This is a genomic window from Chitinophaga sp. LS1, from assembly GCF_034274695.1.
Taxonomy (GTDB): Bacteria; Bacteroidota; Bacteroidia; order Chitinophagales; family Chitinophagaceae; genus Chitinophaga.
Map to the genome: position 1 here is coordinate 92,199 of NZ_CP128362.1, position 14,262 is coordinate 106,460.

A 14,262-nucleotide genomic window follows, 5' to 3' on the forward strand; every position below is an offset into this window, starting at 1 on the left:
GTTGATTTGCTTATCGTTTACTTTCCATTTGTTACTGTTAACTTGTGACCTTCCATTGAGAATGTTACCCCGCCGGTAACAGTTAGCATATTTAAGACCTGCGCCAGTTCCACATTACGGGGGATAGTTCCGTAAAAGTGTTTGGCCGGTAGCTGATTGTAACTGACCTCTATGTTATACCATCTTTCCAGTTGTCGGAGTACCTGTTCCAGAGAAGTATTGGCAAACTGGAACTGACCATTTTTCCACGCCAGTACCTGTTCTTCATCCATCTCATCTGCCACGCGCAGGTCATTATCTGACCATGCCTGCTGGCCGGGTTTCAGGATACAGGTATGTTGCGCATCGCTGACTTTCACGCTGCCTTCCATCAGAGATACGATTCCCTTTGGTTCATTTGCATAGGCGTTCACGTTAAAGTGGGTACCGAGTACATCGATGTTCATTTTGTGTCCTGTAATTACTTTGAATGGGTGTGCCGGTTGTTGGGCCACCTCAAAGTAGGCTTCACCAGTGAGTTCTACGATCCGTTCATTTCCAAATCGAACAGGGAATCTCAGTGTGGAAGCAGCATTGATCCATACTTTGGTACCATCAGAAAGTACCAGTGCATATTGACCTCCTTTAGGGATATTGATGGTATTATATACTATGTTGTTTTTTTCGTCGGCGCCTTCGTAGGTCAGCTGACCATGGTGACTGGTAATCGTTGTATTGCCCTGTTTTGCCAGCGTACCATTTTGCAGACTATCCAGTGTCACAACTGAACCATCGGATAATGTGAGCGTTGGTTGAGTACCACCGGGTAGTATGTGTGGAATACTCATTCCAGTAGTTTTTACCTCTTTTGCAGGATGCAGGAAGTAAAAAAGACCTGTTCCAATGAGCAGTAGAATAGCCGCTGCTGCTGAAAGTATGCTGAAGATCCGGGTCTTTTGGATGCGGGGAAAACTACGTGCTTTTATCACTGACTCCTCTCCCATCGCAGGATTCCAGGGTAGGTTCAGCAATTCAAAATCATCCTGGTAAGCATGCAATAGTTCCAGTTCCTCGCTATTGCAAAGTCCGGCATCATACTTTTCATATAGTTTGAGATACTCTTCCCTGGTCATACATTAATAAAGAGACAAATGGGGGGAAGACACACACATAGTTTTGAAGTTTTTTTTTTAAATTTAAGTACTGTTTGTTTTCACTCTTTAATTCCACTTTTATGAAGACCCTAACTTTACTATGGTTATTCCTTGCATTTTATTCTGCAGTTCTTGCCCAGGTACCCTGGCTCCATGTAGATGGTAACCGGATCAAAGACTCCATTGGTAACAATATTACCCTGAGAGGTGTATCTATTCTGGCGCCGGAGCATAATAATGAATGTACCACCTGTAATACCAAATCTATCAGCGAAATGCTGGAATGGCAGGCGGATGCCGGCAGAGGTTGGCAATCCCGCGTTGTACGGTTGCAGGTGACGTGTGCCAAGGTGAGCGATCCGGCACAGAGTTTTGCTGATATCATAGATCCTTATGTACAGCAGGCGATTGCTAAGGGATTGTATGTTATCGTAGATCTGCATTTTGTTTCTAATTATGGTTCAGGTGGTATACCGCAGGTATTAGTGATGAACTTCTGGAAATATGTGGCGCCAAAGTATGCGAATACACCGAATGTATTGTTTGAAGTATATAATGAACCGATCAATCCGGATGTATGGGCGACCTGGAAGAGTTATATACAACCAGTGATTGATACGATCAGGGCAGTGGCGCCTAAAAATATTATCCTGGTAGGTGGACCGCAATGGAGCACGCGTGTAAACAGTGCTTTGGCCAATCCGATGACGGGAGCGAACCTGGTATATGTATATCATATTTATCCTAATCAGGGAGCAGCAACAACGGCTAACCTGAATACGAAGTTTGGTACGGCTGCGCAGACCATTCCCGTGATGGTAACGGAATTTGGCTGGAATGATAACAGTAGTTATTCAGATGCGGTGACACATGGTACAACGACTGCGTGGGGTACACCTTTCAGAACTTATATGGATGCGCATCCGGAATTAGGCTGGATCGGGTATATTTTCGATAACTTCTGGAAACCGCAGTATTTCGATTGGAGCTGGAACCTGATGAATGGAGAGAATCAGGGGCAGTTTATGCAGCAATGGTTTATTGACGCACAGAATTCCGGACAGCCACAGTCAGGCAGTCTGAGAGCATATGGAGTGTCTCCTACTGCTATTAATCTGGCGCTACCTCCGGATTCAGTAGGTGAGTTAAAGCGTGCGACCATAAGTGGCGGACCTTATACCATCATTGATACAGTGCTTACGACCAATTATTCTGATACAGGATTAACAGCCAATACGACTTATTATTATGTGTATGGCAATAGCGGGGAAGTTTCGGCTACTACTGATCCTGTCGGTTTTGCACCTGACCTGCCCATGTACTTAACAAGTGAAGCGGGGAATCAGGTGGTGCAGTTAAACTGGTGGAAAACTGCCGTAGGTGCTACCAGCTACAATGTGTACAGAGCTACAGCAGCAACAGGACCCTATACATTAATAGCTTCGGGCATTACAGGCACTACTTATACAGATGCCAATGTGACGAATGATGTGACTTATTATTACAGGGTATCCTCAGTAGCTACGGTAGAGAGCGCACTGGGACATGTGGTGGAAGATATGCCTTCGGCCAATATCGTTTTTGTGGATAATACGGGAGCGGTGGCAACAGGTACCTGGAACAGCAGTACTTCATTACCGGGGTATTATAGTACAAATTATATGGTGGATATGAATACAGGTGCTACCGGTGGTAAGAGTATGCGATACTCTCCTGATCTGGCTGTGGCAGGTACATATGATGTGTATATGCGATGGTCTTCCGGCACTAATAGAGCTTCCAATACACCTGTGGATGTAAATTATTCAGGTGGTAGCAGTAGTTACATCATTAATCAGCAAATAGATAATGGGGTGTGGAAATATTTAGGTACGTATGATTTTGCAGCAGGGACAACCGGGAATGTGTTGATACGAAATGATTCTGCAAATGGGTATGTGATTGCAGATGCGGTAAAGTTTGTGCTGCACCCTGAGGAGATTCCAGCTTCTTTTATGAAGCGGATTGCCAACAATTCACTGGTGATTTATCCTAATCCGGCTACAAATACCATTCAATTTTCAGGAGTGGATGTGAATGGGAAATATATTACCGTATACGATCTGAAAGGTGTACGAAAGATGTCGGTAGTAGGGCAACAGCAAACGCTGGATATCTCTGCTCTGCAACCGGGTATGTATTTCGTGGTCATTCACGGGGCGAAAACGGTGACGGGGAGTTTTATCCGGAATTAAAAGGTGGTCGGTTGTACTGATTATGATTTTTTGTTGAAAACTCCTATCTTGATTCTGTTATGATTAATGATCAGACGGCAGATGAAAATTTATGGGAGGCAATACAGGAGGGTCATTCAAAAGCTTTTTCGCTTTTGTATGACCGGTACTGGTACAGGGTGTATACGACTGCATTTCATCATCTGAAAGATCAGGAGACCTGCATAGAAGTAGTACATGATATTTTCCTCAATTTATGGCAGAAGCGGACGCAGTTGCAGATACAGTCTTTTCCAGCGTATCTGACCACGGCAGCGCGTTATCATGTGTATAGAAAGGCGCATCAGCAGCAACAGCAGCGGGTGACTTATACAGATACGCTGGAATTGCTATCACAATCTGAAGAACGGAATACGGCAGTGGATAAATTGCGGGAGGCAGAGTTGGAGGTGAGATTGATGGCGGCGTTGGCAGGGTTGCCCAAAAGGTGTAGGGAGATATTTTTGATGAGCAGGAAGGAGCAGCTGACGAATGAGGAGATTGCGGTGAGGTTGGGAATTAGTAAGCGGACGGTGGAGAATCAGTTGACGTATGCGTTGGCGATATTGAGGGATAAGTTGAAGGATTTGATTGTGTTGGTGTTGTTGTATCAGCAAATGAAGTAAGGGGGAGGAAATATTGGGTTCGTTTATCAGCATATGAAATAAAGGTCTGAGAATATTAGTTCTATTATATATACAATTGAACTAAAGTCCTGAATCTGGTAGTGAATCATTTTGAATTTAGTCAAGCCGGCCGCAGGCAACTGCATGGGAGAGCCGGGCGATTCTTTCTAAGAAAATTGAAATTGATATATACTACTGAGAATGTTCGTTTTATTATATCCTCATGCCAAATAACTACATTTGTACCCATGAAATGGTACATCATTCCGGCATTGTTAATATTTTTACACCCTGATACATTTGCCCAATCAAAATTACAACAGTTTGATGATCGTGTGCTCGAAGATCTGGCGGCTCACCGTACGCCGGGGCAGACAAAGATGTGGCGCACTATTTCCAATATGAATGATTATGTAGATGTGGGCATACCTGTAGTGGTATTGACAGCAGGGTTAATTAAAAACGATCCTGACATGAAGCAGAACGCCCTGTATATTGCAAGTAGTACAGCGACTACTTTCCTTCTGAATACGCTGATTAAAGTGATTGTAAAGCGACCCAGACCCTTTGTAAGTAATGTAAGACTGAAAGCAGTGTACGAACCTACATCCTATTCATTTCCTTCTGGTCATACTTCTTCTGCTTTCAGTGCTACTACGGCGCTGGCCAGGGCATATCCCAAATGGTATATCATAGCGCCTTCCATGGTATGGGCATCGGCGATAGGCTATTCCAGGATGTACCTGGGGGTACATTATCCTACGGATGTGGCTACGGGCGCCTTATTGGGTGTAGGCACTTCGTTTGCCTTAGGATTTATACGCCCGGGTTTTCATTGAAAATCCGCCCTTGCATGCGTTATAAATCAGCTTCTTTTGTAAATTCTTTGTCAGCGAAAAACTTCACGCTTAATTCATATTGCAATATTTCGTTGACGGCAGCCATTGCTTCGCGTGAAGGATCGTCAGAAAGATTGTCTCTTGAGTACCAGACAATGCCGTTTTTTTCCTTCAATTGTTTCAATTGATTGTCCAATTCGGTGATGGTGACCTGAGTGCCATTGGCGAAGATGGTGCCGTTTTTTTCGACGTACACTTTCAGCACATTTGCATCATCGGTATGTTGTGCAATGGGAGGTGCGGATTCAAGGGTGAAGACACTATCGTTATTGGCAGTATCTATCGCTTGTTGTCTGCAACTCGTCATTAGCATAAATGCTGATGCGAAAAGGATGGTATATTTCATAGTCTCAGAATTCACGTTCGTATTAGGCCCTTCGATATGCTAAAATTGGAGGGTCAAATATAGTATATAAAATCTAAATGTGAAGGTTTGGGATTAATGATTGAAATTATTTTTGAGTGATATTTAAGGAGGAATGAAATGCGCTGTTTGGGCCTGCGGTAGCAAGGAACAAGTTTTTCTTTTTTTAAGTTTGCAGCGGAAATGAAGATTCTATTCTATTTATAACCCAAGATAGCAGGCCTTTTGAATACGAAGATGAACGATTGCCGATCCTCCGGAGCAATGTGGAGCGTACCTTTCTCTTATAAGGGGATGACGGAAGATATCAGGTCAGGGAAATTAACAATCTAAAAAAAGATCGCTTTTACCTTTGGTAAAAGCGATCTTTTTTTAGATTGTGTCCTGCGGCCGGCAAAAAGGCTATTGCTATCGATTTGATGCGGAACCGCTATTTTTCTTTTATCAGTGTATACACTTTATCACCATAAGTCTCAAATGTGCACGCTTTTGTTCTGCTATTTTCCTGGAGACACTTGGTTTTAAAGATCGTCAGCGTATCCATAAAAAACTTATATCCATATTTCTCTCTCTTATTCTCCGATGTTTGGAATTCAATATAATCTACATCATTGTTAATTTCAGCATACCAATCATCAATGATCGGCGTATAATGGGTAAATAGATCCAACCCTGTGATGGTGTCATTCTCTCCAAACACCACTTTCTTCCCATCTTCCAGATGATAAGTACCACTGAATAACAACTCTTCCAATATTCCCCAATCAGGTTTAGTCACATCTCCCTTCACTAATTTATAGAGATAGGTATCGCGAATTTTGATCCTTGTAGGAGAAAAAATCTGGATAGTATCAGCATATTTTTTACTACGGTCAGGGCTGGTAAAAAGGTATTGATCTCCACTTTTCACAACCACCAGATCTGCTGCGCCATCATGGAAACCACCAATATACCTGGTGACCATCAATGTGCGTGCCGGGATCTCCAGACAACTAATACTATCGGCTCTGCAAAGACGAGGGGATTGTGTGATATGCAGGTCATTTACATATCCTTCATTCACCCATATGCCGGCAAAACTCAGGGCTGTATCCAATGCTTCATAGTTACCTACGGAATCCAACTCTGCTACAGGGGGCGCGGATTCGGTGGCGGTTTCAATTTCAGATTCAGGTTTACTGGCAACTGAGTTTTTACAAGCAATAAACCCCAAGGTTATTCCAAGGATAAATAATGTGTATCTCATAGCGAACCACAAGATAATATATTTTTATAATATAAAAATATATTGATATCAACGGTTAGTTTTCCTGATAACGGGTAGCGAATTCATCTGCAAAAGTTTGCAGGTTGCGGGTACCCTCCTTCTTTCCATAAGGCATCCAGAGGATGCCTGCACGCATGGCTCTATGGGCGATTGAAGAAACAGCTATGCCGGTTTCGAAAAAACCGGAAGATTTTCCCGGAGGGGATATTGAAATTTAAGGCCTGAAAAGTAGCTGAAAACAGTGGTTTAAAAAGAGCGAAATGGAGGCAGCAAGAAGCAAAACCTTCCTTGCTGCCGCAAGACTCTTTAATAATTTACATACTTCTCTGCAAACGTCCCATCTGCATACAAATCAATCAACCCATACCCCGGCGCCGTCTCCCTCCTGTTCCCTTCCCACCAGGCACCACTCACCGCACCATTACAGATATAAGTCACATTGTTGTACACCACCTTATCTCTTAAATGTATATGCCCACTCAGACACAATTTCACATTCGGATGTTTGTAAAACAAACTGATGATCGCAGCTGTATCCGTATGCATATCTCCACCCAACATCGTCCACTTATTGACAATGTTATCCTCAATCATTAATGTAGCTGTAAGTATAGGGATATGTGATAAGACACACACCGGCATGTTCTTATCTGTATTATTCAATTCGCTTTCCAGCCAATGAAACTGCTCCTCACCCAATTTTCCAATATACCACGTATTGTCAATATCCAGGTGCACACTATCTAAGCATATAAACTTCCATCCACCTTTTACAAAACTGTAATAAGGCTTCGCCATTTCCAGCTGCTGTAAAGCATATTCCTTTTCATTCTTTTCCTTCCACCAGATGTCATGATTCCCCAACACTGAATACATGGGCAAACCAGATTCTGATTTGAACACCCCTTTCACCAGTTTCCACTGCGCCTCGTTAGTCGCCAGATCTTCTTTGTTCATATCAAATACCAGGTCTCCCCCATTGAGAATAAAATCTACTTTGGGTGAATGCGACTGTACATGATGTAAACAATCCCGTAGGTGACGGGGCGCATCAAACTTGTCTTTCAAATGAATATCTGTGAGATGGGCGATGCGCAATGCGGGTTTTGCACCGGTTGCCGCCAGCGTACTCAATGGCAATGCAGGCGCCAATAACAAGCCGCCCATTCTTTTGAATAAGGTTCTTCTTAACATCGCAGCAAAGGTAAAAATCCAACTGAATGCCCTGTGTTAAGTTATTGTTTATAAATACCAATCAGGTGGGTACGCAGGTAATAGGCACCTGACAATACAATCTTTGATGAAGGTAATTTCGGCATGTGACAATCAATACAATTTAACACCGCCATTTTATCAAACTTACACCGGGGCGAAGGTTGCTGCTGGTGGCATTGCATACATTTCTGAGAAAATGCTACTGTATTATTCGCTTCATTCTGATGTGGATCATGACAGGTGGTACAGTTCATCTGCCTGCTTTCTTTGAAACATCGGCTGGCTGTAAACAACTGGTATTGGGTACCATGTATATCCAATTGCGATGGCCTGGAAGGACCACTGATATCAGGGAAGAAATAGTCGCCGTAAGCATCACCGGGTTTATACCCAAAGAGCGATTTCTGTGGTGTCTTTAAACCGGAATGACACAGTGCACACATATCCAGTTGTTGCTGATTGCCAAGCGCACGGACAGCTGTCATATGCATGGGTTTCTTTTCGTTCGGATGCGCAGTATGATAAGCGACATGTGCGGCTGCAGGACCATGACAACGCTCGCAATCGATGCCGTAAATGAGCTTCCCTTTTTCAAAGGTTTCGTTCAAACTACGGCCTATCATTGTGACGTTTTTGATACCCACAGCAGAACTGTGGCAACCAAAACAGGTACTGGGGATCTGTCTGTCAAATTTAGGATGGGAAGTAGGAAAACCGGGACTATTCGCCCAATGACCTGCACTGACATAATAAGATACCGGCAACTGAAAATAGTTCTCATTTTGCCAGTATAAATAGGTTTGTGCATGACGCCCGGAGCCTACTGATAAATGAAAGAGATGAGAACCTTGTACCTTGCCACTATCAGTAACGGACATCAACACCCGTTCACCATTATCATAGGTAAAGGAAGCTGGAAATGAACCTAATATATCCTTGCTGGTCGTTTTAAAATGGGTTGTCTGTAAATAATGATTGTAAATATCCTGATGACAACCCGCACAGGTATTCGCACCTGCATACGCGGCTCCTCTCAGATCCTGAGTAACCGGCTGTTTGATGCATTGGGATAATAGTACAATCAGGCCAATGATACCTGTTGCTACTAACAGCATTTGTTTATTCATAACGCAGAAAAATATCTTACATGATCCACGTGTTCAGCGTGAGGATACTCAGCCAACCCATGACTATTACTACTACCCAGCCTATCAGTGACAATGCCAAAGGATGTTTGTAATCCTTCAACATGCTGGATGCCGCTACCAACATAACCGCCAGTGCGACAGGTAGTATCAATCCATTCAGCGCTCCTGCTATAATGAGCAATTGAACAGGATTACCTACCACCGCAAAGATCACGGTACTGAATACAATGAAAAAGGTAATAAACCATTTTTCATTTTTCGCTATAAAAGGATGGAATGTTTTTAAAAATGAAACGGAGGTATACGCTGCTCCTACTACCGAGGTGATCGCGGCACTCCACATCACCATACCAAAGAAACGGTAACCGATTTCACCGGCAGCAATCCTGAATACTGATGCAGGAGGATTACTGCTATCCAGCTGAAAGCCATGGGTCACCACACCCAATGCCGCTAAAAACAACAAACTCCGCATCACACTTGTAATTAAAATTCCACTTACCGCACTCCTGTTTACCTGTGGGATAGATTCACGCCCTCCTATTCCAGCATCCAGCAAGCGATGTGCACCTGCAAAACTGATATACCCACCTACTGTTCCACCTACAAGCGTAATAATTGATTTAGTATCTACATTATCCGGCCATACACTCTGCCGCAAGGCATCCATTACAGGAGGATGAGAACTGATGGCTACATACAATGTGAGCAACACCATCAGTATCCCTAAATAGCGGGTAAACTGATCCATGGCATTTCCCGCCTCTTTCATCCAGAATATAAAGAGAGAGATAGCACCACTCAATATAGCGCCATACAAAGTATCTAATCCGAATAGTGCTTTTAACCCTAATCCACACCCACCAATATTAGCGATGTTAAACACAAGACCTCCCAGCACCACCAGGAATGCCAGAAAATAACCCAATCCGGGCAACAATTCATTGGCCAGATCCTGGGCACGGGAGCGGCTCACTGTCAGTATCCGCCAGATATTCAGCTGTGCACCGATATCCAACAGTATAGATACGAAAATAGCAAAGCTAAAAGCAGCGGCATGCTGCTGTGTAAAAACAGTCGTTTGGGTCAGGAACCCCGGACCTATTGCCGATGTAGCCATCAAAAAGGCGGCACCCAGCAGGATGGAAGAGCGTTGTTTGTTCAAGTGTGTTGTATGGTTAGGTGGTGTTCTTCTAAAGTTTTATGCACTGCTTTTGCAAAAGCCACTGCATGCGCACCATCTCCATGCAGACAAATGGTTTCGGCACGAATCGGTACTGTCTTTCCATTGACAGTCGTTACTTCCTGCTTTGTTACCATTTGTAATACCTGTTGCAGCGCATCTGCTTCATTGTCTATCAGGGCATTGGGTTGACTGCGTGGTGTAAGGGAGCCATCCTCCTGATAAGTTCTGTCTGCAAATACCTCACTGGCTGTTTTAAGGCCCATAGCTGCCGCCGCTTTTATGAGCCAGCTGTTACTCAGTCCAAATAAACATAGGGCCGGATTGGTATCTCTGATGGCTTGTGCGATGATGGTTGATAAGTGTTGATCTCTGGCTGCCATATTATATAATGCGCCATGTGGTTTCACATGTCGGATAGTAGCATCCAGCGAAAGACATACTTTGTCTAAAGTATATAACTGTGTAGCAATCAAATCGTAGACTTCGGCATCTGACAATCGTTGTTCTGTTCTGCCGAAATTCTCTTTGTCCCTGAACCCCGGGTGTGCACCGATCGCCACCTGATGTTTCAGTGCGAGGGTGATTGTTTGTTCCATGGTGCCGTTATCTCCGGCATGATAGCCACAGGCAATATTTGCACTGCTGATGTAAGGCATTATTTCGGCATCGTTAGGCATACCTTCGCCCATGTCACAGTTCAGGTCGATGTACATACTTATTTTTGGTTGTGTTGCAGCCATTCCTGCCATCGTAAGTTACAGGCATTTTGTAGAAAATGCAAGTGTTGCTCTGCTGCGATAAGCAACTCTTCGGCTTCGTCATGAGGAATGATCCTGAAGGTAATCTGGCTGTGTGGTAGTAACTGTGCTAATATAGGGAGGTCAGCACTTACAACGTGGGCGATGCGCGGATAACCGCCGGTTGTCTGATGATCGGCCATGAGTATGATCAGGTGGCCATCTGGTAATAATTGTACGGTACCCCTGGTAATTCCGGCCGAGAGCCGTTCTTCTTCTTTGATCATGTGTAGTACCGGTCCTTTGAGGCGATATCCCATTCTGTCACAATGTTCCGACAAGGTAAATTGGTGGGTGGTAAATACCGACTGCGAAGCGGGCGTCAGTTCAGGATATTCAAGGCTTGTCACCACCCTGATCTCACTGCCATCTGAATACAGATCCCGCACATCTGCCCGCCAGGGTAATGGCGTGGCTTGTTGGGTAGCATGCAGGTATTTATTTCGCAAGGCCTTGTCGATATCTTCATCAACATGATTCACCGGAATACGATCGTTCTTTTGCAACTTCCTGCCTTCAAACCCACCGGCACCCGCTTTGAGATGGGTGCTGTGACTACCCAGCCAGGGCGTGGTCGAGAGCCCGCCTCTCACAGCGATATAACAACGTGCGCCAGAGACTGGTTTAGTAAAACGTAATATCGACAACTGCGATATCCAGATGGGTTGATTCGTAACTAAAGCCTGTTCATTCACCATCGCGCCGAAGTCGCCACCGGAAAGGGCGATGAGGGTATCCTGTTCAAACAGTAATACAGCTGCAGGAAAATGTAACTCTATTACGGCGGCTTCCGGATTGTTGCCTACGAGAATGTTTGCGACATACATGGCGGCTCTGTCCATGGCGCCTCCGGGATTGATGCCCAGATGCTGGTAGCCATATCTGCCCCCGTCCTGTATTGTATCCAGTAAACCCTGTTGGATGACCTGTATCATTTATATCTTTTTATGGAATTCACGCAGCGAGATAGGTATGAATTTTACCTCATCGCCGGGATGACAATAGCAGGGGGAATCTAATGCAGGGTCAAACATTCTGATAGGTGTTTGGCCGATGATGTTCCAGCCCCCTGGTGATGCTAATGGGTAGATGCCGGTTTGCCCCCCGGCTATGCCGACACTGCCCGCCGAAATGTTTAAGCGGGGCTTTTTTTGCCTTGGCGTAGCAAGGCGATCGTCTACCTTGCCCATATATGGGAACCCCGGTAGAAAACCCAGCATGTAAACGGTGTATGTCTGTGATGTGTGTAGGTCGATGATGTCGGCTTCGCTCATGCCCTTCTGAGATGCCATAGTAACCAGATCCAGCCCGAGAGAAGGATCGTAACACACAGGAATTTCAAGGAGGCGTGATGTCCTCTCTTGTATAACGAGCGGAGCGGTTAATGCCGGTGCGATCAATGACTGCATCGTCGTAAAGGCATTGTTGTTTTGCTCGCGGCGAACTAACAGGATGTCGTATACGATTGTAAGCGAAGCGTAAGCTGGTATGATATCGAGAATGTATGGCAGCTGCATGGTAAGCAGGTGATTATACACGTTCATGACCTTGTCGTGAACAGCTGGTGAGATTTCTTGTGACCATTCAATGATCAGGGAGTGATCGCCTAGCGGGTTGATAGTGTAATCGATGCTCATAATTCAGGAATAAGGTACGCGATATTGAGGAAAAAGTTCAGAATTATTTTTAGGATTGCCCCTGCCAGCATGGGAAAAATGTCCTGTTTTATCAGGAAAAAAGCTGACGCGTGTATTCCAATCCTATGTTATAAATGTCATCAAAGTGCTTAAAATCAAACATCCCAAACTTCCCTAACCCATCCGGTTCTATAAACCACTGACAACGTGCTTTATTTTTCAATACCGGCTCACGGATGGCCAGATGTAAGGTGCGATCGATATTGGCCAGGTACCCATTTTCAGGGTGATATTCTGTCAGCGGATTTACATGCACGCCAATGATGTCATTGTATTTTTCCAGCAAAGGTTCGGCAGGCAGATTGCCAGTGAGACCTCCATCTACATAAGGACTTCCATCTATCACTACCGGCTGAAATAATAATGGAATGGAAGATGCCGCTAAGACGGCAGGGATGATCGGACCTTTGTCAAAGATCATTTGTGTACCCTTGTTGAAGTCGGTAGCCGCGATGTACAATGGTGTTGCTAACTCTTCGAAGTTTTGATGGCGAAGGGTTTGCGTCAATACCTTCTCTACTGTTTTTAACGAGAGGAGGCCTGTACGCCAGTTACGCCACTCCATGGAGAGACCGATCTTATTGCGTTGGAATATTTCTCTCACTTCATCCGTTGTATACCCATCACAGATAAAAGCGGCGGCAATAGAACCGGCACTCGTAGCGGCAATGGCGGATGGTGTAATCCCCTGGTCGGCAAAGGCTTTCAGTACTCCCAGGTGAGCATATCCCCTGGCTCCCCCTCCTGATAATACAAAGGGACGCGTAGATGCATTCATGTAGCTGTTCTTATTTTGGCGCCGGTAACTCTCCTCTCCGGTTCCAGAGATAAATTGCTACCAACACACTCAAGATAGGAATTACTATCCCAAATTCATCATAGTAGTACTTAGTTTTATCGGAAGTAAGGGTGAGTGGTGTAAAAATTGCCTGTATAAAAAGGTTATGACTGGCGTGCAACAACACCGCCGTCCACAAACTACCAGACTTCAGGCGGAACCAGGCATAAATAAAACTACCACTGATCACCAGCATGGAAAAACAGGAGAAACCATACCAGGCAGGGGTACCACTATTATAATCTGCAAACAACAATATAGGCAGGTGCCAGAGCGCCCAGATACAACCTGTTATCAGGCAGGTCTTTGTATACCCCATTACCTTGTACATTTCAGGAACCAGGAATCCACGCCAGCCTATCTCCTCTCCCAATGCGCTCGACACACTGCGCACCATACCGAAACCTGCCATCAATAGTATATATAATGCTATCACAATTCCTTTGGGTAGCTTTTCCAAACCAAAAGATTCAGCAACACCACCTACAAACTCCGGATCATAAAACTTACCCCAACCCACCGTCCATATAATTAAATAACCAGCAAGGCTATATAATAGTGGCACCAGGTAACTCCATAACTGGTAACGGGCCTCTCCCCATTTCCAGGCCATGGCACTGATGGGCCTTTTTATGATCCATGAGGTCAAAAAAGCAGACAATGCCGGGCTCCACATCATACCAGTGACAAAAACGCCCCGACCACCCATGATTTTTCCTGTATGAATGATGAAGGCATAAAAAATAGAACTGATAGCTAAGGTGATCAGCAGGAAGATGACGATTGTTTTTCGTGGATTTTGTTGTTGGGTCATGCCCTCAATATAGCAAAAAAATCAGG

The 14,262-nt window shown here is 44.6% G+C and carries 14 protein-coding genes; 3 read left to right on the forward strand and 11 right to left on the reverse strand.

The features are described from left to right. Nucleotides 1-17: 17 nt before the first annotated feature. Nucleotides 18-1,112 carry a FecR family protein gene (locus tag QQL36_RS00415; RefSeq protein WP_321568551.1) on the reverse strand — a complete coding sequence of 365 codons (1,095 nt, stop codon included), beginning with the start codon at nt 1,110-1,112 and terminating at the stop codon, nt 18-20. Nucleotides 1,113-1,213: 101 nt separating this feature from the next. Here QQL36_RS00415 and QQL36_RS00420 point away from each other — a divergent pair, with 101 nt between their 5' ends. From QQL36_RS00420 to QQL36_RS00430, 3 genes are all read left to right on the forward strand, one after another. Further along, complete coding sequence (locus QQL36_RS00420) at nt 1,214-3,367, forward strand: cellulase family glycosylhydrolase (RefSeq protein ID WP_321568552.1); 2,154 nt, start codon at nt 1,214-1,216, stop codon at nt 3,365-3,367. A 59-nt stretch (nt 3,368-3,426) separates the two neighbouring features. After that, on the forward strand, nt 3,427-4,011 hold the full coding sequence (locus tag QQL36_RS00425; protein ID WP_321568553.1) for an RNA polymerase sigma-70 factor: 585 nt from the start codon (nt 3,427-3,429) through the stop codon (nt 4,009-4,011). A 248-nt stretch (nt 4,012-4,259) separates the two neighbouring features. Beyond that, the gene (locus tag QQL36_RS00430; RefSeq protein ID WP_083725223.1) at nt 4,260-4,850 is read left to right on the forward strand and encodes a phosphatase PAP2 family protein; all 591 of its coding nucleotides are present in this window, start codon (nt 4,260-4,262) and stop codon (nt 4,848-4,850) included. Nucleotides 4,851-4,869: 19 nt separating this feature from the next. On the opposite strand, the gene QQL36_RS00435 is transcribed toward QQL36_RS00430, so the two are convergent. The 10 genes from QQL36_RS00435 to QQL36_RS00480 form a co-directional block, all read right to left on the reverse strand. Then, on the reverse strand, nt 4,870-5,256 hold the full coding sequence (locus tag QQL36_RS00435; RefSeq protein WP_143708926.1) for a hypothetical protein: 387 nt from the start codon (nt 5,254-5,256) through the stop codon (nt 4,870-4,872). Nucleotides 5,257-5,704: 448 nt separating this feature from the next. After that, nucleotides 5,705-6,520, reverse strand: a complete 816-nt coding sequence (locus tag QQL36_RS00440) for a hypothetical protein (protein ID WP_321568554.1) — start codon at nt 6,518-6,520, stop codon at nt 5,705-5,707. A gap of 327 nt (nt 6,521-6,847) precedes the next feature. Next, entirely contained in the window at nt 6,848-7,735 is an 888-nt protein-coding gene (locus tag QQL36_RS00445; RefSeq protein WP_321568555.1) for a metallophosphoesterase family protein, read from the reverse strand. Nucleotides 7,736-7,776: 41 nt separating this feature from the next. Continuing rightward, nucleotides 7,777-8,883 carry a multiheme c-type cytochrome gene (locus tag QQL36_RS00450; RefSeq protein ID WP_321568556.1) on the reverse strand — a complete coding sequence of 369 codons (1,107 nt, stop codon included), beginning with the start codon at nt 8,881-8,883 and terminating at the stop codon, nt 7,777-7,779. A 16-nt stretch (nt 8,884-8,899) separates the two neighbouring features. Then, complete coding sequence (locus tag QQL36_RS00455) at nt 8,900-10,069, reverse strand: NRAMP family divalent metal transporter (RefSeq protein ID WP_321568557.1); 1,170 nt, start codon at nt 10,067-10,069, stop codon at nt 8,900-8,902. After that, entirely contained in the window at nt 10,066-10,830 is a 765-nt protein-coding gene (locus tag QQL36_RS00460) for a 5-oxoprolinase subunit PxpA (RefSeq protein WP_235643910.1), read from the reverse strand. The genes QQL36_RS00455 and QQL36_RS00460 overlap by 4 nt, the downstream gene beginning before the upstream one ends. Then, nucleotides 10,806-11,822, reverse strand: a complete 1,017-nt coding sequence (locus QQL36_RS00465) for a biotin-dependent carboxyltransferase family protein (protein WP_083725213.1) — start codon at nt 11,820-11,822, stop codon at nt 10,806-10,808. The genes QQL36_RS00460 and QQL36_RS00465 overlap by 25 nt, the downstream gene beginning before the upstream one ends. Further along, complete coding sequence (pxpB, locus tag QQL36_RS00470) at nt 11,823-12,524, reverse strand: 5-oxoprolinase subunit PxpB (RefSeq protein WP_083725211.1); 702 nt, start codon at nt 12,522-12,524, stop codon at nt 11,823-11,825. Nucleotides 12,525-12,615: 91 nt separating this feature from the next. Then, the gene (locus QQL36_RS00475; RefSeq protein ID WP_083725209.1) at nt 12,616-13,362 is read right to left on the reverse strand and encodes a patatin-like phospholipase family protein; all 747 of its coding nucleotides are present in this window, start codon (nt 13,360-13,362) and stop codon (nt 12,616-12,618) included. Between the two features lie 10 nt (nt 13,363-13,372). Beyond that, a complete protein-coding gene (locus QQL36_RS00480) occupies nt 13,373-14,236 on the reverse strand; it encodes a type II CAAX endopeptidase family protein (protein WP_321568558.1) in 864 nt (287 codons plus the stop codon). Between the last annotated feature and the right edge of the window lie 26 nt (nt 14,237-14,262).